The following is a 20,746-nucleotide window of genomic DNA, read 5'->3' on the forward strand; positions in this document are numbered from 1 at the left end:
TCCTTGAACTCCTTTTTGTTAAGCAATATGGATGTGATATGTTTTCAACCATTCATTTACTTGTAGCATATACTCCATGGCACTTCTTGCTTCAAAATTGTTAATCACTTTATTACTTTGATCAGCAATTGAAAGTAAGATGGAATGGTTAATAAGTGAGAAAATAGGATTGTTTTTATTGTTACACATATCAAGTGTTAAATTACGGATTGTTTGTAAGTAGTGTGGATCTTGTGAAGTTGGATAAGCGCTTTTTCTTCTATTGCGTACATCGTCAGGTAAAGCTGGTTGTAGTGCTCTACGTAAAATGCCTTTTTCAATATTATCAATACTTTTTATGTTGAAAGGAACATTCCATAAATATTCAACTAATCTATAATCGCAAAACGGTACACGAACTTCAAATCCAACAGCCATACTCATACGATCTTTACGGTCAAGTAAGAAAGGAAGGAATCTTGTTAAAAATAAATAAAACATTTGACGTTGTTTCGCGGATTTTTTACTTTCGCCTTCAAGAGTAGGTACTTCAAGTATCGCTTCTTGGAATCGTGTATCAATATAGTCTTCTAGATTACATTGGTTACTTACTTCATTTAGTAGAAGAGGAGATGTGTTTTTCCAATTTGTTAGCCAAGGAAACTTATCTACATATAGTAGTTCTTCTTGATGAAACCAAGGATATCCACCGAATACTTCATCAGCCGATTCGCCGGATAAAGCTACGGTCGCATCTTTTTTCATTTCGCAAAATAGTAAATATAGTGAAGTTTCCATTTCACCAGCACTCGGTAAATCTTTTGCATGAAGGGGAACGAATAAGTGATTTGCTAATTCTTCAGCATTCACAATAATATCATGATGCGCTGTCCCGACATGTTCAGAAACGCGTTTTACCCAAGGAGCGTCTAAACCAGTGCGAGCAAATGTCAGTTCGAAATCTTTTGCGCTATTTACAAAGTCAACAGAATACGTATGAAGTGTTTTATTTTCAGCAGCAAATTCTTTACCCGCAAGTGCAGTAATACCGCTAGAGTCTAATCCGCCTGATAACATACAAACGAGAGGAACATCGGCAATTAATTGTCTTTTTACTGTATCTTGTAAAATAGACAAAATATGCGAAGATGTATCTTCTATAGAGTCTGTATGGAACTTACTTTCTAAATTCCAATACTTCGTAACTACTTTTTTATGACGTGTAAATGTTATAGAATGTCCAGCACGTACTTCTTGAATATGTTTAAAGACGCCACATCCTGGAGTGCGAAATAAGCCTAATCCAAATATTTCATTTATTCCATTCGCATCAATTTCAGCAGGGACAGATGGATGCGCTAATAATGCTTTAATTTCAGAGCCGAAAATAATACTGCCATTTCTTTCTGTAAAAAAGAGTGGTTTTACACCTAAATGATCTCGTGCTAAAAACAATTGTTGCTTCTGATCATCCCATAAGGCAAAAGCGAAAATTCCGTTTAAATGTCGTACGCAGTCTTCTTTCCATTCTAAATAAGCATGTAGTAATACTTCTGTATCTGAATGGGTTTCAAATGCATGCCCACATTTTTGAAGCTGCTCTCTCAGTTCACGGAAATTATAAATTTCTCCATTATAAGTAAGAGCATACGTATAATCACCAGCACGAAATGTCTTAGGCTGTGTCCCGCCTTCTGGATCAATTACAATTAAACGCCGGTGTGCAAAGGCCGCATGAGGTGAAAACCAAAATCCTTCAGCATCCGGACCACGATGCTGAATACTATTTGCCATCTTTTTTAAAATAACATGTTGATTTGAAAGGTCTTCTTTCCAATCTACCCAACCTGTAATTCCACACATACACATCTCATCTCCTAATTTTTAAAATAGATTAATGAAATAAAATGTACACTAAATTAAAGAGTGACTATATAAATAGTGTACTACATGAATTAAATTACAGACTTGAGAAAGTTTTCTTTGAATGCATAGTTATGTGAGAAAATGGCTAAGGGAAAGTATTCCATTACATACAAAAAATAAAAAAGATGAGAGAAAAAATTTTCTCAGACGTTATATAGGGTGTAAAAGCTTTTACAAAACAATAAGGGGAATCGCTACATGAAATCAAATGAGAAAAATTTTATAAAAAGATTACAGCGGCAAAAAGAAGACGCGTTAGAATTCGTTGTCGATACATACTTACCACTCATAAAGGGGATCACGCATAAAGTTCTACTTCCCATTCAAAATGATGGACTCATAGAGGAATGTATAAACGATATATTTCTTTCCATTTGGAATAACGCAAATAAATTTCATGGAGAGCCGAGTGATTTTAAAAAGTGGATTGCAGCGATTGCGAAGTTTAAAGCAATTGATTATTACCGGAAATCGACTAAAACAGTAGAAATCATTTCAGATGAGTTTCATATCAATACAGAAAAATCAGCAGAAGACGAATTAATCGTTATGGAAGATAGGGAAGAATTATTGAAGCTCATTAATCAATTAGAACCGCTAGATCAAAAGGTGTTCATTATGAAATATTTACTTGGTATGAAGACAGAGGAAATAGGTGACAAGTTAGGATTAACTCGGGCAGCAATTGATAATCGAGTGTACCGGGGGAAAAAGAAACTACAACAAAATGCTACGAAAATTAGTTTTGGAGGTAGTGCAATATGAAAGACATTTATGAACTATTAAATGATATTGATATAGATGAAAAAGAACTAGAAGAAATTGAGGCTTCTGAAATTGAAAAGGAAAAAGTAAAACGAAATGTAAAACAATCGATACGTACGAAGAAAAAGATGAAAAGTTGGAAGAAGGGTGTCGCTGCTGCATCTATTTTAGTAGGATTATCGGTTGCAACTCTTGGTATCGGTTTTCCTACATATGCCGGGGGATTGCCAATTGTAGGTGACATATTCCGATTTTTAGATAATGGTAGAACGGGGTTATATGAAAATTATAAGGAATTTTCGACTGAGTTGAATATGACAAAAGAGAGTAATGGGGTTAAGGTTACAATTAATGATGCTGTATTCGATGGTAGAACAATTACAATTACATATTCTATTGAGAGCGAAAAAGATTTAGGAGAGAAACCGTTCCCATTTGGAAGTCCGCAAGTTATGGGCTTTAATGGCGGAGGAGGTAGTTCGAACGTTACAAAAGTTGGAGAGGGAAAATATGTAGGTATGACTACGATGAGTGGTCATGGTAGTGAAAGGTTAGATGTTGCAAATGTTTGGTGGGATATAGAGGCAATTGAGTTGGATTATGAAGGTAATGTAATAAAGGGAAACTGGAATTTCGCGCTTAGTTTAAAAGCAATGGATAGTAAGGAAGTAAAAGTTAATGGGGTTTCTGAAAATGAATTAATAAAAGTAAATATAGACAAAATGGAAGTAACTCCGATGTCATTTATCGTTTTTTTCAATCAGGAAGAATCTAAGGTATTAAGAAGTATATGGGATAGTGCGGATGTTGAGTTAGAAATAAAAGATGATTTAGGAAATCATTATGCCGGTGAAGGAAATGGCGGAAGTAGTACAGTAGCAGAGCCACATAAAAGTAGTTGGAGTGCCACCTTCCAAAAACTAAACGAAAATGCAACAAATCTTATCGTTACACCTCGCGTGCACTTGCGAGTACATACACCTGAAAATCATGGTGGAGTAGAGTATGTGAATGGGAAAGAGAAGAAAATAGAAGTGCCGAAAAAAGAAGCGAAGAGCAAAGATATTGTGTTAGATGATATTGTCATTGATTTAAAGAAATAAAAGAAAGACTGCCTAAAATCATTTAGGCAGTCTTTTTTCGTTAAGAACTAGTGACGAATAGTGCATGCGGATGCTGCGTTTTATACTCATCTTTCCACGGAATGTTTAGTTGTTCCCACGATTCGCCGCTATCATTGGATTGAAAGACGCCATTGTTATTTAACGTGTAGAACGTATGTGGTTCGGCTTCGTTTGTCGCAAACATCGAAATGACTGTACCGATTGCAGATGGTAATCCTTGTTGTACTTGCTGGAACGGAGTATCTTTCGTTTTTCGATAAATATAAGATTCATAAGGGATACGATGATGAGCAAGATCAGCACTTGGCGCAGCAGAAACGAGAATCGTATCACAATCAGTTGGATCGATAGCCATGCTGTATAAATAATGATGTTCAAGTCCTGCACTACATGAGATCCAACTGTTTCCATTGTTATAACTCTCAAGATAAGCACGATCAGGTCCGCCCATAAATCCGTCACCACATGATGCATAAAGGCGATTTGGTGCTTCAGGGTGCATAAGTAATTGATGAGCATCGATAGGAGCACCGAATTTTTTATCAATCCATGTATGCCCTTTATCGTTACTTTGAATAACAGCACCAGCTTCGATTGAAACGTGTATTGTATTAGGGTTATTTGGGTCAACTGTAATCCAGCGTACGTGATGGGTAAAAGGTCTAGGCGGAAATGCCCACGTATAAGAAGATAATAATGATTTCATATTTTTAAGTTCAGTCCACGTTTCACCACCATTTTCAGAGCGAAATAAAGCGCTCGGTTCTGTGCCGACATAAACGACACCATATCCGTTAACTTGTTCATTTGAGCTTATTGTTATGGAAGTGATAGAGGAGTGCAAAATACCATCTTCTTTAGGGAAATCAAAGTAACGATAGGAATCCCCAATTGGTCTCCATGAATCCCCACTATCGTCACTTAACCAGAGACCTCGTCCAAATGTTCCGCAATATACACGATTCTTTTGAAATGGATCAACAGCGATACAGGTAGGTTGCATATTTTGTAAGTGATAAGTCGTTTCATAGTTATCATTGTGTTCTTTCACTACAACAAGTTCACGTTCCATACAGAGAAATAAACGTTTCATTTAAGTAACCTCCTTAAAAATTCTTTCATTAGTAAACAATATGAAAATAAAAAAGAAGTAGTCTTGTTTTATTTGAGAAAAAGGGATTGTTTAAAAAATAGCGAAGTGTGTATACAGAGGAAGCGGGCGTTTACAATCAGTCAATTCGGGATAAACACGGGGAGTTTGTTTCATACTAACATACAGATATTGTACTTAAAGGAGTATTCGTATGGGACATTCACATGATCACGGTCATTCTAACAATAAAAAGGCGTTACTAATTGCCTTCCTACTAACAACAAGTTTTATGATTGCAGAAGTTGTTGGTGGATTTGTAACAAATAGCTTAGCACTACTATCTGACGCGGGGCATATGCTAAGTGATGCAGTATCTTTAGCTTTAAGTTTACTTGCGTTTAAGCTCGGAGAAAAAACAGCAACAACTGCGAAAACATACGGGTATAAGCGAGTCGAAATGTTAGCAGCATTATGTAACGGTGTCGTTCTTATTGTCATTTCGGTATACATTTTTATTGAAGCAATCCGTCGTTTTAAAGAACCAGTTGAGATTGCTAGTAATGGGATGCTCATTATTGCAGTCCTTGGTCTGCTTATTAATATTTTATCAGCTTGGATATTAATGAGAGGCGGAGATGTGAAAGGTAATTTGAATTTAAGAAGTGCTTTCCTGCACGTACTAGGCGATCTATTGGGTTCCGTCGGAGCGATTATTGCTGCGTTACTTATTAAATTTTTCGGATGGACTGCTGCAGATGCGATTGCTAGTATTCTTGTGTCTATTTTAGTCATTATTAGTGGATGGCGTGTAACACGTGATACGGTTCATATATTAATGGAAGGTGCACCACAGCACATAAATGTTGAAGAGGTAAAAAGTACGTTATTAAATATTCCGATTGTCAAAGAAGTTCATGATTTGCACATATGGTCTGTCACATCAGATTTTCAAGTATTAACATGTCATCTTATTATTAAAGGGAATGAAACGCAAAGTGTATTAAAAGAGGCTACGTATGTATTAAAGGAGAAATTTCATGTAGAACATGTCACCATTCAAGTAGAAATAGATGGTGAATTTAATCATGATGACACAACTTGCAAAGTATGAAAGAAAAAGGATAAGAAAAAGTGTCATAACATTTTTCGCGCGGCATACATATATATAATGTGGCCACAAGTACTTTGCAAGGTAAATATTTCATGAAATTACTTTACTTATAAAGAGTCATCTTTTATAATCAAAAGTGGTAATTGATAGAGATTATCATTTTCAATGATCGTAGAAAGGAGTTTTTTAAAAGATGAGTAGTCAACTCCGTTTTGCTGTTGAAAATCGTAAGAGGCATTTAATTGATGAGTTAATTGGAGCAGGTGTGTTTAAGATTCGCGACCGACAATTATACGAGCTGTCTTTAGAGGAATTGGAAAAAGAGTACGAAGATATGGAAGATTATGCAAATGTTCAGGCGTAGCTATATAGATTAGTAAAAGGAGAGCTGGTTACGATTTTGTGTAACCAGCTCTCTTTTTATTTCGTAGAAATTATTTTTTGTATTTCTTTCATGGGACGGAGCCAGTTTTGGGTCATTATTTGTTCCATTTGTTTTTCGTCCTGCTTCTGTAATGCTTGAATGATAGAGTGATGTTCTTCAATAGATTGACTTGCTGGAACAAAGTTTTGGAAAAACAAATATTCAAGACGTAAAACGTGAAGTTGCATATTTTCTAGAAAGGGTTCAATATATTGGTTTTTAGCAATAGAAGAAATTGTATTGTGGAATTGTATATCTAATTCTAAAGCTTGTTTTGCGTTTTTTTTCTCTATAGATTGCTGAAAATGCTCATTTATTTCAGAAAGTAGTTGAATATCAGCGTCTGTAATGTTTTGAAGAGCTTGCTTTCCTATAATAGAGTGAAGACCAGCCATCGTTTCATAAATGATAGATACGTCGTCTAACTTAATAGGAGCAATTTTCGTTTTTTGCCCTGGTACCATTTCCACTAATCCAGAAAGCTCTAATATTTGAAGTGCTTCTCTTACAGGTGTTCTGCTTACTCCTAGTGCCTCAGCCAATTCCCCATCATTAATTTTTTCATTGGGCTTCAGTACACCTTCAATAATCCAATTTTGTAGTTGATTTAAAACGAGTGATTTTGCTGAAACTCTTCCTGGTTTTTTATAATTTTGAGGGACAGGCATAGTGAATTCAATCCTTTCATTGTATATTTTCCTTTTTTGCATGAACAAGCTTTAATTTTTGTTTCCCTTCATCCGGCTTTTGGCTTAAGATGAGCACCATTACAATGACACAAAAAGCGCCTAATAACTGAAAAGATTGAAATGGCACTTGCAATATAAGTACAGAAGAAATAATAGCTGCGAGTGGTTCTGTGCAACCAAATAATGTTGTTTCTTTCGGAGTCAGGTATCGTATGCTGTCTAAGTATAAATAAAAGGCAATAAGTGTCCCGAAAATGACGACAAATGTGATGAGCGGTAGGGTACTTAGTTTTACATATTTCATAGTTGATAATAAAATGAATTCGTTTGTAGAAATAAAGTGTACAATCGTTACACCAATACCCCCAATAATCATGCCCCATCCAACGATAACGGAGGAAGACCATTTTTCTAACAATTCCTTTGAATATAAACTATAAAAAGCGAGAGATAATCCAGATAAAATCCCCCAAATAATAGCTGGTGTAGAAACAGCCAAGTTATGAACAGACCCGTTTGTTAGTAAGAGAAAAGTGCCTACTAATGAAAGGGTAATTGAAATGAAATCAATTTTTGATGGACGAACGTTCCATTTGAAAAGTAAGTATACAGTGATGAATATAGGAGCTAAATATTGTAATAATGTTGCCACGGCAGCATTTCCTTCTTTAATTGAAGCGAAATACGTATACTGTACAGCAAGCATACCGAATAGACCAAACAAAATCATTTTAATAGCATCAGATTTTTGTTTCCAAATGCTAAATATCTCTTTTTTTCTCGTTCCGAATGAGGAAATAATGAGCAAAATAATTCCAGATATAAGTAAACGGATCGTAACTAACCATTCGGTTGAAACATTGTCATATTGAAAAAGTTGTTGTGCAGCTGTACCAGACAAGCCCCATAAACAAGCACCGATTATGACCATTATAATTCCTTTTAATCGATTTGAATCCATATGATCTAAAATTCTCCTTTCTAAAAATACAAATTGAATACAATATGCAATATATCACAGAATGACGTGTTAATAAACTGAAATTTCTAATTTGTTTTTTATGTATAGTAAAATATTGTAGAGGAGGGGGAGTATATGTTAGCTGGATTTTTAGTTTGTTTATTTGTTGGGTTACTTATCATTTTTTTAGGGTATCAAATACATGTGAAAAAGAGGTTGTTTTTGTTAGCAGGATATCAAGAAGAAACGTTTGTTGGAGATAAAAATAAATTAGCGAAGCTTTCAGGAGCATTTTCTTATATAGTTGGAGTTGCTACTATAATATTACCGCTTGGCTTAGAAAAAATAGGTAATGTAGTTGGTATCGTATATGCTATATTAATTGTTTTAGGTACAATTGTATTCATAATTAAAGCAAACCTATTAAATAAGAGTGCTATAAAGTAAAAAGGCTTCATTCTACTGAAGCCTTTTATTAATTGTTATGAAGTATAAGTAAAAGCCGGGATAGGATCAATAAATGTATTCCAGTTTTGTTGCATTTCTTTTTCTGTTAATAAACAATCATCTAATGATTGTTCAATTAAAGAACAGTTCATATCAATTCCGATAAATACGAGTTCGGTTATTCGATCTCCATATTGTTTATCCCAGTTTTTCAATACTTCTGGTTCTTCTGTAATCATTTGATTTTTTTCAGTTTCAGGTAATGCCGCTATCCATTCACCGGCTCCTTGAATTGTAATAGAGGAGCCTGCTTGAGATAGAAGCCCTATCATATTATTACGAGATGCCAACCAGAAGAATCCTTTCGCTCTTACAACATCTAAAGGCCATTTTTCTAGCCAATTCATAAGGCGCTCGGGATGGAAAGGATATTTGCGGCGGTAAACAAAAGAAGTGATACCATATTCTTCTGTTTCCGGTGTATGATGATCACTGTTTAATTCTTGTATCCAGCCGGCCGATTGACTAGCTTCTTCATAATTAAATAGATTTGTGTTTAAAATTTCTTGTAATGGTACTTTGCTAAACGAAGATTCAAGAACTTTTGCATTAGGATTTAATTTTTTTAGTAAATGATGAAGCTCTATCACATCTTCTTTTTCTAGCAAATCTATCTTATTAAGAATAATTACGTTTGCAAACTCAATTTGATCTATTAATAAATCAATAACTTCTCGGGTATCATTCTCATCGATTGCTTGTTTTCGGTCTAATAAACTTTCTCCATCTGCAAAATCATCCCAAAATCTATTTGCATCTACAACTGTAACCATCGTATCGAGGCGACAATTTTTCGTTAAATCAATGGTAAGAACTTCGTCTGTATAAGTAAACGTTTGAGCAACTGGAATAGGCTCACTTATACCAGAAGATTCAATAATAATATAGTCAATATCACCATTTTCCACAAGACGATTCACTTCTATCATTAAATCTTCTCGTAGTGTACAACAAATACAGCCATTTTGAATTTCTACTAGTTTTTCCTCCGTACGTGAAAAACCACCCTTTTTTATAAGAGATGCATCAATGTTTACTTCGCTCATATCATTAACGATAACAGCTACTTTTAGGTTATTCTTATTAGTCAAAATGTGATGTAGTAAGGTAGTTTTTCCAGATCCTAAAAAACCACTTAATACAGTGATAGGTACTTTTTTCATGAAATGATCTCTCCTTTAAATCGTAATGATTACGTTTTATATTAAACGATAGGAAAAGAAAAATCAATAATAAATCATAATGATTACGATTTAAGAATAGAAATAGACTATAAAATTTGTGCTGTAGTATGAAGGATTTGGACAAGCACATGTTTACATATAAATAAAATGGAGGCGAGAAGCTTGGTCTTTAATAGAGTTTCAAAAGAATTAGTAGGCATAGCTCTTATCGCTATGTTTCTCTTTTTATTATTTTTTGTAGATTTTACAAGTCTAGTAAATTTGCACAAAAATATACCGCAGGAATGGCTGAATGTGAATACGGTATTTTTAAGTATCATTTTTGAAGCAATACCTTTTATTTTATTAGGGGTAATTGTTTCTTCATTTATTCAAGTGTTTGTGACGGAAGATATGATTCAAAAAGTAATGCCGAAATCTCCAATTGTTGCAATGATTCCAGCAGTATTTGTGGGAGTTCTTTTTCCAATGTGTGAATGTGTCATTATACCAATTGTAAGAAGGCTCATTCAAAAGGGGTTACCACTTCATGTAGGCATTGTTATTTTACTGAGTGCACCCATTATGAATCCAGTCGTTTTTTTATCTACTGTATATGCGTTTCAAAAAAATGATTACGTTGTATATGCACGTTTTGGGATAACAATTCTAGTTGCTCTATTCATAGGTCTAATTGTGTATTATTGCTATCGCGAAAGAAATGTTTTAAAAGACGTAGAGGTTTCAGTTCAAACAAGCAAAAAAAAGAGTTGGAAAGATGTTATGAATCACACTGTAGATGAGTTTTTTGATACTGGTAAGTATTTATTGATTGGTGCTTTTTTAGCAAGTGTATTTCAAACGTTTTTTGATCGAAATGTACTGGATGCAGTAGCACATAACGAAGTAATTGCTCCCGTTATTATGATGGGGTTTGGTTATGTTTTATCAATTTGCTCTGCAGCCGATGCTTTTATAGCTGCGTCTTTTGGACATGTTTTCTCGATAAAGGCACTTCTCGCATTTCTTGTGTTTGGGCCTATGCTTGATATGAAAAATACGTTAATGCTATTTGCGTATTTTCAAAAGAGATTTGTATTCTTTTTGATGGGAATTGTCATTGTATCTGTGTATACCATCGTGCAAATCATAATGTTATAGGAGGTGAGAAAGAATGGAGAAAGAGGAGCAGAAGGCATATCATCGCTATATTCGTGGCATTATTTTAATTGGTTTAGCAATGCTCTTATTTAAACTACTTGTAACAGGGAATATTTATAATTTTATCGCTCCAAAAATGATCAAATTTACGTATATAGCTTTTGTAGTAATTTTAATTTTTGGTATTGTACAAGTTTGGGGGGATGGAAGAGAAAAACAGCATGATTATAATTGTTGTAAACATCATACAACATCAAAATCAGGGATAAAAAGTTTCTTTGTATATGTTTTATTTGTTGTTCCGATAGTTAGTGCTTTTCTCTTTGGAAGTGTAACAATTGATGGAAGTTTAGCAGGAAAAAGGGGTATGAATCAAAGTGTACAGGCGAGAAGTCTGGAAAGAAACGAAAAAGAGGGGAAACAGGTTAAGTTTGATGAGCGAGAAGTATTAGTTGATTCAGAAGAAACATCAAATTTAGCAACGACTTATAAAACGGAAGAGCAAGTAGTAAAAAGTATGTTAGGACAGCGTAAACTACAAGTAAAGGATAAGGATTATGTTCAAACAATGAATGTAATTGGTCAAAATGTTAATTGGTTTAAAGGGAAAGAAATTACATTCTTAGGGTTTATATATAAGGATAAAGATGTGACGGGTAATAAAGCAGTAGTGGCTCGATATGGCATAACTTGTTGTATTGCGGATGCATCAGTCTGGGGGATGATTGTTACCGGGAAAAATATTGAAAAAATTCCAGAAGAAACATGGGTGAAAATAACAGGATTATTAGATGAAACGACATATAAAGGAACAGTTTTTCCACTTGTAAAAGTAAACAAAATCGAGAAAATTAATAAGCCAACTGACCCATATGTATATGATGCTTTACCTCAATAGAAAAGAATAAATTCTTCATATTTTCATGAAATAGAATCATAATCAAGGCGATAAAAAAATAAAGATAAGAGTAATTTGGTTTGTTAAAAATATGTGCAGAAGGAGTTATGCGATGAACTGGGTTACTCATAAACCATCATTTGAATTTGAAACATTTAGTCCTATTATTCGGTCACAATCTGCGTGGAGTGGACATTTAGATTTTGCATATGACTTAGTACGATTTGAAAAACCAGAAACTTTAGTTGAGTTAGGTACACATTTAGGAGCTTCCTTTTTTAGTTTTTGTCAGGGAGTAAAAGATGGAGGGTTATCGACTAAATGCTTTGCAGTAGATACTTGGGCTGGAGATGGGCATACAGGTCCATATGGAGAAGGGGTTTTTCAAATAGTAGAAAAAGTAGTGAGCGATAACTACCTTAATATAGGAAATTTAATTCGATCTACTTTTGATGATGCTGTAGACCGGTTTCAAGATGAAACGATAAATCTTTTGCATATTGATGGCTACCATACGTATGAAGCTGTTTCTCACGATTATAATACATGGCTACCGAAAGTCGCGAAAAACGGTATTGTATTATTTCATGATATTGAAGTTAGAAGTAGTGATTTCGGCGTATATAAGTTTTGGGATGAGGTAAAAGCGAAGTACCCTCATTTTCAATTTGCGCATTCATATGGACTGGGAGTGTTATTTCCGAAGGGTTGTAGTGATAAGTTTGAGGAAATACTTAAAAATAAAGAAGAAATACAAAATATGTATAAATAAAGATAGGGCATGCATCATTTTAATGATGTGTGTCCTATTTTTGTGTGGAAAATAATAGTGTGAATTAAAAAGTGAAGATAGTTGTAAAAAGTTTTATTGCAGCAAATATTAAAAAAGTTAGTATGGGATTGTTCCTTGTAAATAAAGTGAAGCTTTAATACGTTCATATCAATTCGGAATTTTACAGTAGTTAATTTCTTACCTAAGTGCTTTGTACTTACTGAATTTTAAGGCGGGGGTCTTATTGGCCGAAAATATCGGGATAAATAAAAATACAACATTTTTTATATTTTTCATTGCGAAAAACGTAATCTACTTTTACAATAGAAAGGGTTGTGAATATATTATACTGGAAAAATAAATCGAAATAATATGAAAATTTTGTTTTGTCTTCGCTAATTGTATATTACATACATGTAAGACGACATACGTCATGTTATCGACTTGTAAGGAGAGAAAAAAATGAAAAGTGTAAGATTACCATCGATGCTAGAAATCATAGTTCTTTTATTACTATTTCTTGCTGTTGTCTTTTCCTTCCAAACGATTTTTGATCTCCCAATTCAATTAGCGCTATTTATTTCATGGTTTTTAGTAATTGCGCTTGGATTAAGATTAGGATTTCGTTATCAAGAATTGCAAGATGCAATTACGAAAGGGATTTCTAACGGATTAGAAGCGATACTGATTTTAGTTGCAGTAGGTGCTTTAATTGGAACATGGATTGCTGGTGGGGTAGTACCAACATTAATCTATTATGGATTAGAATTTATTCACCCTAGCATATTCCTATTAGCAACATTAATTATTTGTTCTATAACTTCTATCGCAACAGGAACGTCTTGGGGAACAGTGGGAACAGCAGGTATTGCTATGATGGCGATTGGTGAAGGCCTTGGTTTACCACTTCCGCTTGTTGCTGGTGCAGTTCTTTCAGGAGCTTATTTCGGCGACAAATTATCACCACTTTCTGATAGCACAGTTCTTGCAGCTTCTATGGCGAAAGTAGATGTTATTGCTCACGTTCGAGCTATGCTCGTATTAGATGTTCCAGCTTATATTATTACTAGTATTATGTTTACTGTAGCTGGTTGGATGTATGGCGGCGATAATGTAGATTTGAATCGAGTAGAATTTTTAAAAGAAGCTTTATTAAAGCAATTTGATATTAAAATATGGATGCTTGTTCCGGCGGTCATTGTTATCGTTCTATTAGCGATGAAGAAACCGTCTATGCCAACAATTGCAATGGGAGCTTTAATTGGTGCAATTTGGGCAACCCTTTTCCAAGGGATGAACTTTGGAGAGGCGATTGGAACAGCTTATAACGGATTCTCAATTCAATCTGGTGTTGAGTTTGTTGACAAGTTATTAAACCGTGGTGGAATTAACGGCATGCTTGGCTCAGTAGCCGTTATTATTTTCGGTTTAGGATTTGGTGGATTACTTGAAAAACTAGGTGTTTTAAAAGTAATCGTATCAAAATTTGAGAAGAAATTAAATTCTGCAGGTAATGTAACATTGTCTACATTAATCGTGGCATTCTTAGCTAATATATTTGGTTGTGCGATGTATGTATCACTAATTTTAACACCAAAAATTATGGAAGATAGCTATGATAAATTAAAAATAGACCGTCGTGTATTAGCGCGTAACTCAGAAGTAGGTGGAACGTTAACTTCAGGTATGGTTCCATGGTCTGATAATGGTATTTTTATGGCTGGTATTTTAGGTGTAGCAACGTTCTCATACGTTCCGTTTATGTGGTTAAGCTTCGTATCGTTAATTTTAGCAGTTATTTACGGATATACAGGCAAATTCATCTGGTATGTAGATGATGCAGATAAAGGAAAGCAAGCATCATAAAATAAAAATCACCTTCTACAATATGTAGAAGGTGATTTTTTTATTTTTTAATAGCATTTGCTGAAGTTATTTCATTCTCATATTTAGCAATTTTTTGTTGTATCTTTTTTAAGTTTTTTTCAGTGTCTTGAATGAGCTGTAAGACATTGGTCTCCTGTTGTTTCATTAATTCTAACCTTTGAAGGATGGTAGATTCTCCTTCCATAGACCAGTCGATAAATTGTTTTATTTTTTGAATTGGCATACCAGTGTTTTTTAAACACAAAATCATCTCTAAATATTTCAGTGCTTCTTCATCAAAAACTCGATCTCCTTTTTCGTTTCTTTGCAGAAAAGGGAACAGTCCTTGTTTATCGTAATAACGTATTTGAGAAATTGTTAAGTGTTGCATCTTGGCGACTTGTCCAATTGTATAATACATATCATTCATCCTTTTATTACCAAGGTATAATGCCATCTTTATTTAGTATTTTGCCATTATAGTTTGTTTCACTTAATGCATATTTAATAATAATTTTAGCACTTTCAGTGGTTGTATGGCCACCGGGGGAATTTCCATTAAGATCCGTAGTTGTAAAACCAGGAGTTACCCCAAATACTTCTGGACCGTTAGTAGCAAATTCTTTACTAAAAGCTAATGTTAAAGCATTAATAGCTGTTTTTGAAGAATTATATCCTAGTGTATTAATTGGATGTGTTTCACCATTAGAAAACATTGTTAGTGAGGCCATATCAGTTGTTACATTTATTATTTTACTGTTGCTTGAATTCTTTAATAATGGTAAAAAGGCTTGCATCATTTGGAAAGTTCCAAAAAAATTAACTTCAAATCCTTGGCGTAAAGTTTCAATATTTAATTCACTAGGTAGCATATTGAAGTCTAGCGCTATGCCTGCATTATTAATTAATAAATGTAAGTGATCAGTCGTTTCGTAAATTTTCTTTGTTGCTTCTTGAATGGATTGTGAATTTGAAATATCTACTTGAATATAGGAAACGTTTGAAACATTTAAAGATTCTACGGCTTGTTGTCCAAGTTGTTCATTACGAGCACCTAAAAATACGTGATAATCTTTTTCTGCTAATTGACGAACAAGTTCATATCCAATTCCTTTATTCGCACCTGTTATAAAAGCATATTTTTTCATATTGAATTCCTCCAGTAATGTTATAGTAGGTTACAATGGAAAGGATACAGCCTAAACTTAAGTTTAGGTCAAGAGGAATTTTTTTAAATAAATATAGAATATCTATATTTAAGAGTGAGAATTCTTATCATTTAAGAGGAAGTCTGTTATTATAAGAGATGTAGGTATTATATTTTCAAGGGGATGAAAACATGGAGTACAGAATTGAAAGAGATACATTAGGAGAAATAAAAGTTCCAGCTGATAAATTATGGGCAGCACAAACACAACGTAGTAAAGAAAACTTTCCAATTGGAACAGAGCAAATGCCGCTTGAAATTGTAAAAGCATTTGCAATTTTAAAGAAGAGTGCAGCGCTTAGCAATCAAAAATTAGGAAAGCTATCAGAAGAAAAAGCAGAAGCAATTGTAGAAGCTGCTGACGAAGTGATTGCAGGGAAATGGAATGAACATTTTCCGCTTGTCGTATGGCAAACAGGTAGTGGTACACAGTCAAATATGAATGTGAATGAAGTAATTGCAAATCGTGGGAATCAAATTTTGAAAGAGAAGGGATCTGACGTACATATTCATCCGAATGATGATGTGAACATGTCACAAAGTTCAAATGATACATTTCCAACGGCGCTTCATGTAGCTTGTGTAATCGCAGTAGAAAATCGCGTATTACCAGCGATTACGAAATTAAAAGAAACTTTAGCAGAAAAAGTAACTGCATTTGAACATATTATAAAAATTGGTCGTACACATTTACAAGATGCAACGCCGTTAACTTTAGGGCAAGAAATTAGCGGATGGCACCGTATGCTTGAAAAAACAGAGCGTATGATTGCAGAGAGCAATACATATATGAAAGAGTTAGCAATTGGTGGAACTGCGGTTGGAACAGGTATTAATGCTCATCCTAAATTTGGTGAGATGGTATCAGAGGAAATTAGTCAATTTACAGGTAAACAATTTGTTTCTGCACCAAATAAGTTCCATGCATTAACGAGCCATGATGAAGTTGTATATACTCACGGTGCATTAAAAGCATTAGCTGCGGATCTAATGAAGATCGCTAACGATGTACGTTGGCTTGCAAGTGGTCCACGTAGTGGTCTTGGAGAAATTATTATTCCAGCAAATGAACCGGGAAGCTCTATTATGCCAGGTAAAGTAAATCCAACGCAAAGTGAAGCGTTAACGATGGTTGTAGCGCAAGTAATGGGGAATGATGCAACAATCGGATTTGCTGCGAGCCAAGGTAACTTTGAGTTAAATGTATTTAAACCTGTTATTGCTTATAACTTCTTACAATCAGCTCACTTATTAGCGGATGCAATTGTTTCGTTTAATGACAATTGTGCAGTTGGTATTGAAGCAGATGAAGAAGTAATTAATGAAAATGTGAATCGCTCACTAATGCTTGTAACAGCGCTAAACCCACATATCGGATATGAAAATGCAGCGAAAATTGCGAAGCATGCTCATAAAGAAGGATTAACTTTAAAAGAAGCAGCATTGCAATCTGGGCTACTAACAGAAGAGCAATTTGATGAAATTGTAGATCCAAAGAAAATGATTGCTCCAAAAGAGTAATAGAAAAAGCCAAGGTTCTGAGTATAGAATCTTGGCTTTTTTGATGTTCATTTTTAAGTTTCATCTACTTGCAATAATGCAAGCTTCAAAATATATTATTTGTTAGCAGGCGTATTCATTACTTTCATCTGTGGGCAGTTCTCTTTTAAGAGTGAAATGAATTTTTCTTCTTCTAGTGGTACGAAAGAGGTCACTGAGTCAAATAAATTGTAATGTATTTCTAATTGTTGCCTGGTCCATTTTTTTGAACGAAGTTTTTTGCCAGAGTGCTTAATATGGCGAATGTCTTTAAATGGGATTTCAGTACGAAGTATGAAACCGTGTTTTACAACAAGAGATGATTCCGTTACGTTGTAGTGAGAGAAATAGAATGAAGAAAGATTCACGATATTTAGCAGCATCATGAGAGTGAAAAAAATAGAATTTTCATTTTGAAAGAATAACGAAACGAAAAAAATAATTATAAATAATGTAATGAAAATGACGTGGAATGGATTTTTTTTCGCTTTAAATTTCAAGTTAGTCACCTCGGTATACTTGTTCTGTAACTAAATTAAATCATAACATTGTGATAAAACGTGTGAATATGCAGAATTGCATATTCACACGTTTTATTATTCATGTAAAATTTCTTGATGGGATAAATTCAAAAGAAGTTTTGTAATAGTGGAGTGGCATAAAGTGACTTACAAGAATAGAAAGATAGCGTTAGTCATAATTAGTTGTATGATGATTATGAGTAGTTGTGCTAATAAATTTGTTGAAGATAGAAATCGAAAGCATACATTTGTACAAGCAAGTAAGGTTTTAGTAGAGACTGTAAATAGAATATATAAAGTGAAACGTTAATTAGTGGGAGGCTTACTGCCCGGTAAATAGCGGGATAAAAAGTAAAAGGTGTTTTCTTATACGGAAACATCTTTTTTGTAGTTAAAATTGAATACTGAAGTTTTGGAATGAGTGAATACCGGTTCCATATTCACTAATCGCATATGCGTTCTGTGCAATTTGCTTAACGGTAAACCAAGGGTCTTGAAGAATATTCATGTTCTATTTCACATCCTATAAAATGAATTTGTATAAACATATTCGCTTTTCGTTGTATTAACCCCTTTTGATAGATGTTTTTATAAAAGTTTATAAAATGGGCAAACGAAACGTTGAAATGTTTGTTTGTGTTGTGATAAGATGATGAAGTGGTAATAAACGATATAGTGATTTGTTTGGTTTTTAAATAAACATTTTGAAGGAGTGTTTAGTATGAGCGATATTTCAGAGAAGTTTTGGGATGCGTCAATAGAGGAATTAAAGAAAGGGTATGTGTTTGATGAAGAAAAAGAGGGGTACATTTGCTTAGCTTGTGGTGAAACATTTATTAAAGGTGTTATTTATCAAGATAATCAAGTTTTGTATGAAGCAGAGAAGTTCGTCCAATTGCATATTCAAAATGAGCATACGTCTATGTTTGATTATTTGCTAAATATGGATAAGAAATTTACTGGATTAACGGATTTACAAAAGAAAATGGTTCAGTTTTTCTATATGGGACTGAATGATAAAGAAATTGTAAAAGAGTTGGATGGCGGAAGTACATCAACAATTCGTAATCATCGATTTACACTGCGAGAGAAAATGAAGCAAGCAAAAGTATTTTTAGCGCTAATGGAATTATCAGAAGAAAAATCAAAAGTACAAACGAAATTTGTACCAATTCATAGAACAGCAACGATGGTGGATGACCGATACAATATTACGGAAGAAGAAAATAATGAAGTATTAAAAGCTCACTTTACAGAAGGATTAGATGGACCTCTCTCTAAATTTCCGAAGAAACAAAAGCGTAAATTAATTATATTGCGTCATTTAGTGAAGAAGTTTGATAGTAATAAAAAGTATACTGAAAAAGAAGTAAATACAGTGATAGAAAATGTATACTCTGATTTCGTAACTTTAAGAAGATATTTAATTGAATATGGATTTTTAGATCGAACAGCCGATGGAAGTCAATATTGGGTGAAGTTATAATCATAAGAAAAGAAAATGAATAGAAGCACAGTATTATAACAACTATACAAAGAGATAGATATTGAAAATAGATGTTTAATAAAAGGAGAAATGAAATTTGAAACCACCTGCAGATAACAATAAAGAAGGTGCGGAGTCACATAAGTTGGAAAGTGAGAGTAAACCGATTTGGAAATCGATGTCGATGTTTTTAGTACCGTTATTATTAAGTAATGTACTACAATCAGTTGGACAATTATTTGGTATGGTAGTAGTAGGAAGATGGCTTGGAGTTAATGATTTAGCGGCTATATCAGCATTCTTCCCATTATTTTTCTTGCTCGTTTCATTTGTAATTGGTATCGGTTCAGGAAGCTCTATTTTAATTGGTCAGGCGTTTGGTGCTAAAAACGAAGATCGTTTAAAAGCTATCGTTGGTACGACGCTGACATTTACCTTTATTATTGGAGTTGTGTTGGCGATAATAGGAAGTATTTTTGCGATGGATATTATGCGTCTAATGGGAACGCCAGAAAATATTATTGAAATAAGTGTACATTATGCACGGATTTTATTTATATCGATGCCAGTATTATTTTTATATTTCGCATATACAACATTTATGAGAGGTACAGGAGATTCTAAAACGCCATTTTACTTTTTAATTGTAAGTACAGTACTAAATATGATTTTATTACCAGTTCTTATTTTTGGATGGTTAGGAGCTCCGAAATTAGATGTGTATGGAGCAGCCTATGCATCTGTTATATCTACAGTTATTACGTTTATTGTCATGCTTGTGTATTTAAAGAAGAAAAATCACCCATTACAACTAGATGGAACGGTTAGAAAATACCTTCGAATGGATGGGGAGTTATTAAAGCTATTGCTAAGGCTCGGTATACCGGCAAGTATAAATATGATATTAGTTTCATTATCTGAGATTGCCGTAATCGCATTTGTAAATCGTTACGGTTCGGATGCAACAGCTGCTTACGGCGTTGTGAATCAAGTTGCAAGTTATGTACAAATGCCAGCAGTTAGCCTAGGTATTACAGTTTCTATTTTTGCAGCACAATCAATTGGGGCGAATCAATTTGATCGATTGCAGAAAGTTGTGAAGGCCGGAATTATTATGAACTACGTCATCGGTGGTGTGTTAATATCTCTTATTTATTTATTCTCAAGAGACATTTTATCACTATTTTTAACGAGTCAAACTACAATTGAAATTGCTCATAGCTTAGTTATGATTACGTTATGGAGTTATTTAATTTTCGGTCATGCACAAATTATTAGTGCGACAATGCGAGCGAGCGGTACAGTACTTTGGCCAACTGTTATTGGAGTTGTTTCAATTTGGCTTGTAGAAGTACCCGTAGCATATTATCTTTCTTACCATACAAGTCTTGGAATAGAAGGTATCTGGATCGGGTATCCAGCAGCATTTATTGTCAGCTTAATATTGCAGTATGCATATTATAAGCTTTCATGGCAAAAGAAACGAATTACACGATTAGTTAGTTAAATAGAAAAAATGTCCCTAAGTTATTAGACTTAGGGACATTTTTTCTT

21 protein-coding genes are annotated in these 20,746 nt (G+C 34.0%); 13 read left to right on the plus strand and 8 right to left on the minus strand.

The annotated features are described in order from the left end of the window. Positions 1–18 precede the first annotated feature (18 nt). A complete protein-coding gene (gene asnB / locus ACTFRY_RS12890; protein WP_000333942.1) occupies positions 19–1,842 on the minus strand; it encodes an asparagine synthase (glutamine-hydrolyzing) in 1,824 nt (607 codons plus the stop codon). A gap of 261 nt (positions 1,843–2,103) precedes the next feature. Between asnB and ACTFRY_RS12895 the strand changes: the two genes are divergently transcribed. Together ACTFRY_RS12895 and ACTFRY_RS12900 are read left to right on the plus strand one after the other, a co-directional pair. Next, on the plus strand, positions 2,104–2,670 hold the full coding sequence (locus ACTFRY_RS12895) for a sigma-70 family RNA polymerase sigma factor (protein WP_089148926.1): 567 nt from the start codon (positions 2,104–2,106) through the stop codon (positions 2,668–2,670). Beyond that, positions 2,667–3,773: a DUF4179 domain-containing protein gene (locus ACTFRY_RS12900; protein ID WP_098616248.1), complete on the plus strand. Its 1,107-nt coding sequence runs from the start codon at positions 2,667–2,669 to the stop codon at positions 3,771–3,773. Before ACTFRY_RS12895 ends, ACTFRY_RS12900 begins: the two co-directional genes overlap by 4 nt. A gap of 40 nt (positions 3,774–3,813) precedes the next feature. Here ACTFRY_RS12900 and ACTFRY_RS12905 read toward each other — a convergent pair whose 3' ends face one another. Beyond that, the gene (locus ACTFRY_RS12905; protein ID WP_065704425.1) at positions 3,814–4,887 is read right to left on the minus strand and encodes a WD40/YVTN/BNR-like repeat-containing protein; all 1,074 of its coding nucleotides are present in this window, start codon (positions 4,885–4,887) and stop codon (positions 3,814–3,816) included. A 211-nt stretch (positions 4,888–5,098) separates the two neighbouring features. On the opposite strand from ACTFRY_RS12905, the gene ACTFRY_RS12910 reads away from it, so the two are divergent. Continuing rightward, the gene (locus ACTFRY_RS12910; protein WP_016117538.1) at positions 5,099–5,998 is read left to right on the plus strand and encodes a cation diffusion facilitator family transporter; all 900 of its coding nucleotides are present in this window, start codon (positions 5,099–5,101) and stop codon (positions 5,996–5,998) included. Between the two features lie 193 nt (positions 5,999–6,191). After that, the gene (gene fbpA, locus ACTFRY_RS12915; RefSeq protein ID WP_000098303.1) at positions 6,192–6,362 is read left to right on the plus strand and encodes a Fur-regulated basic protein FbpA; all 171 of its coding nucleotides are present in this window, start codon (positions 6,192–6,194) and stop codon (positions 6,360–6,362) included. A gap of 56 nt (positions 6,363–6,418) precedes the next feature. On the opposite strand, the gene ACTFRY_RS12920 is transcribed toward fbpA, so the two are convergent. Then, positions 6,419–7,090: a GntR family transcriptional regulator gene (locus ACTFRY_RS12920; protein ID WP_001145065.1), complete on the minus strand. Its 672-nt coding sequence runs from the start codon at positions 7,088–7,090 to the stop codon at positions 6,419–6,421. Positions 7,091–7,106: 16 nt separating this feature from the next. Beyond that, on the minus strand, positions 7,107–8,072 hold the full coding sequence (locus tag ACTFRY_RS12925; RefSeq protein ID WP_000378087.1) for a DMT family transporter: 966 nt from the start codon (positions 8,070–8,072) through the stop codon (positions 7,107–7,109). 135 nt (positions 8,073–8,207) lie between these two features. Between ACTFRY_RS12925 and ACTFRY_RS12930 the strand changes: the two genes are divergently transcribed. Next, positions 8,208–8,519 carry a DUF3784 domain-containing protein gene (locus ACTFRY_RS12930; protein WP_000879375.1) on the plus strand — a complete coding sequence of 104 codons (312 nt, stop codon included), beginning with the start codon at positions 8,208–8,210 and terminating at the stop codon, positions 8,517–8,519. 35 nt (positions 8,520–8,554) lie between these two features. Here the strand turns inward: ACTFRY_RS12930 and ACTFRY_RS12935 are convergent, their stop codons facing one another. Then, positions 8,555–9,742, minus strand: a complete 1,188-nt coding sequence (locus ACTFRY_RS12935) for a GTP-binding protein (RefSeq protein ID WP_000757681.1) — start codon at positions 9,740–9,742, stop codon at positions 8,555–8,557. 168 nt (positions 9,743–9,910) lie between these two features. On the opposite strand from ACTFRY_RS12935, the gene ACTFRY_RS12940 reads away from it, so the two are divergent. From ACTFRY_RS12940 to nhaC, 4 genes are all read left to right on the plus strand, one after another. Continuing rightward, on the plus strand, positions 9,911–10,903 hold the full coding sequence (locus tag ACTFRY_RS12940; RefSeq protein WP_170968601.1) for a permease: 993 nt from the start codon (positions 9,911–9,913) through the stop codon (positions 10,901–10,903). Between the two features lie 13 nt (positions 10,904–10,916). Beyond that, positions 10,917–11,801 (plus strand): TIGR03943 family putative permease subunit, encoded by an 885-nt coding sequence (locus tag ACTFRY_RS12945; protein WP_000409938.1) that lies wholly within the window; start codon positions 10,917–10,919, stop codon positions 11,799–11,801. 112 nt (positions 11,802–11,913) lie between these two features. Further along, positions 11,914–12,573, plus strand: a complete 660-nt coding sequence (locus ACTFRY_RS12950; RefSeq protein ID WP_001104673.1) for a class I SAM-dependent methyltransferase — start codon at positions 11,914–11,916, stop codon at positions 12,571–12,573. Positions 12,574–13,035: 462 nt separating this feature from the next. Then, complete coding sequence (gene nhaC, locus ACTFRY_RS12955) at positions 13,036–14,439, plus strand: Na+/H+ antiporter NhaC (RefSeq protein WP_000843992.1); 1,404 nt, start codon at positions 13,036–13,038, stop codon at positions 14,437–14,439. A gap of 40 nt (positions 14,440–14,479) precedes the next feature. Here the strand turns inward: nhaC and ACTFRY_RS12960 are convergent, their stop codons facing one another. Further along, on the minus strand, positions 14,480–14,860 hold the full coding sequence (locus ACTFRY_RS12960) for a MerR family transcriptional regulator (RefSeq protein WP_000291861.1): 381 nt from the start codon (positions 14,858–14,860) through the stop codon (positions 14,480–14,482). A gap of 16 nt (positions 14,861–14,876) precedes the next feature. Continuing rightward, positions 14,877–15,587: an SDR family NAD(P)-dependent oxidoreductase gene (locus ACTFRY_RS12965; RefSeq protein ID WP_016117541.1), complete on the minus strand. Its 711-nt coding sequence runs from the start codon at positions 15,585–15,587 to the stop codon at positions 14,877–14,879. A 191-nt stretch (positions 15,588–15,778) separates the two neighbouring features. On the opposite strand from ACTFRY_RS12965, the gene fumC reads away from it, so the two are divergent. Beyond that, the gene (gene fumC, locus ACTFRY_RS12970; protein WP_061664437.1) at positions 15,779–17,167 is read left to right on the plus strand and encodes a class II fumarate hydratase; all 1,389 of its coding nucleotides are present in this window, start codon (positions 15,779–15,781) and stop codon (positions 17,165–17,167) included. Between the two features lie 95 nt (positions 17,168–17,262). Here fumC and ACTFRY_RS12975 read toward each other — a convergent pair whose 3' ends face one another. Beyond that, positions 17,263–17,685, minus strand: a complete 423-nt coding sequence (locus ACTFRY_RS12975; RefSeq protein ID WP_044796727.1) for a PH domain-containing protein — start codon at positions 17,683–17,685, stop codon at positions 17,263–17,265. A 163-nt stretch (positions 17,686–17,848) separates the two neighbouring features. On the opposite strand from ACTFRY_RS12975, the gene ACTFRY_RS12980 reads away from it, so the two are divergent. The 3 genes from ACTFRY_RS12980 (at position 17,849) to ACTFRY_RS12990 (ending at position 20,699) form a co-directional block, all read left to right on the plus strand. Further along, on the plus strand, positions 17,849–18,016 hold the full coding sequence (locus tag ACTFRY_RS12980) for a hypothetical protein (protein ID WP_000221433.1): 168 nt from the start codon (positions 17,849–17,851) through the stop codon (positions 18,014–18,016). A 411-nt stretch (positions 18,017–18,427) separates the two neighbouring features. After that, entirely contained in the window at positions 18,428–19,192 is a 765-nt protein-coding gene (locus tag ACTFRY_RS12985) for a DUF2087 domain-containing protein (protein WP_016117543.1), read from the plus strand. A 97-nt stretch (positions 19,193–19,289) separates the two neighbouring features. Further along, positions 19,290–20,699, plus strand: a complete 1,410-nt coding sequence (locus ACTFRY_RS12990) for an MATE family efflux transporter (RefSeq protein WP_044796725.1) — start codon at positions 19,290–19,292, stop codon at positions 20,697–20,699. Positions 20,700–20,746 lie beyond the last annotated feature (47 nt).

Origin of the sequence: Bacillus cereus group sp. MYBK195-1, from assembly GCF_051916605.1 — a bacterium.
Lineage (GTDB): Bacteria > Bacillota > Bacilli > Bacillales > Bacillaceae_G > Bacillus_A > Bacillus_A cereus.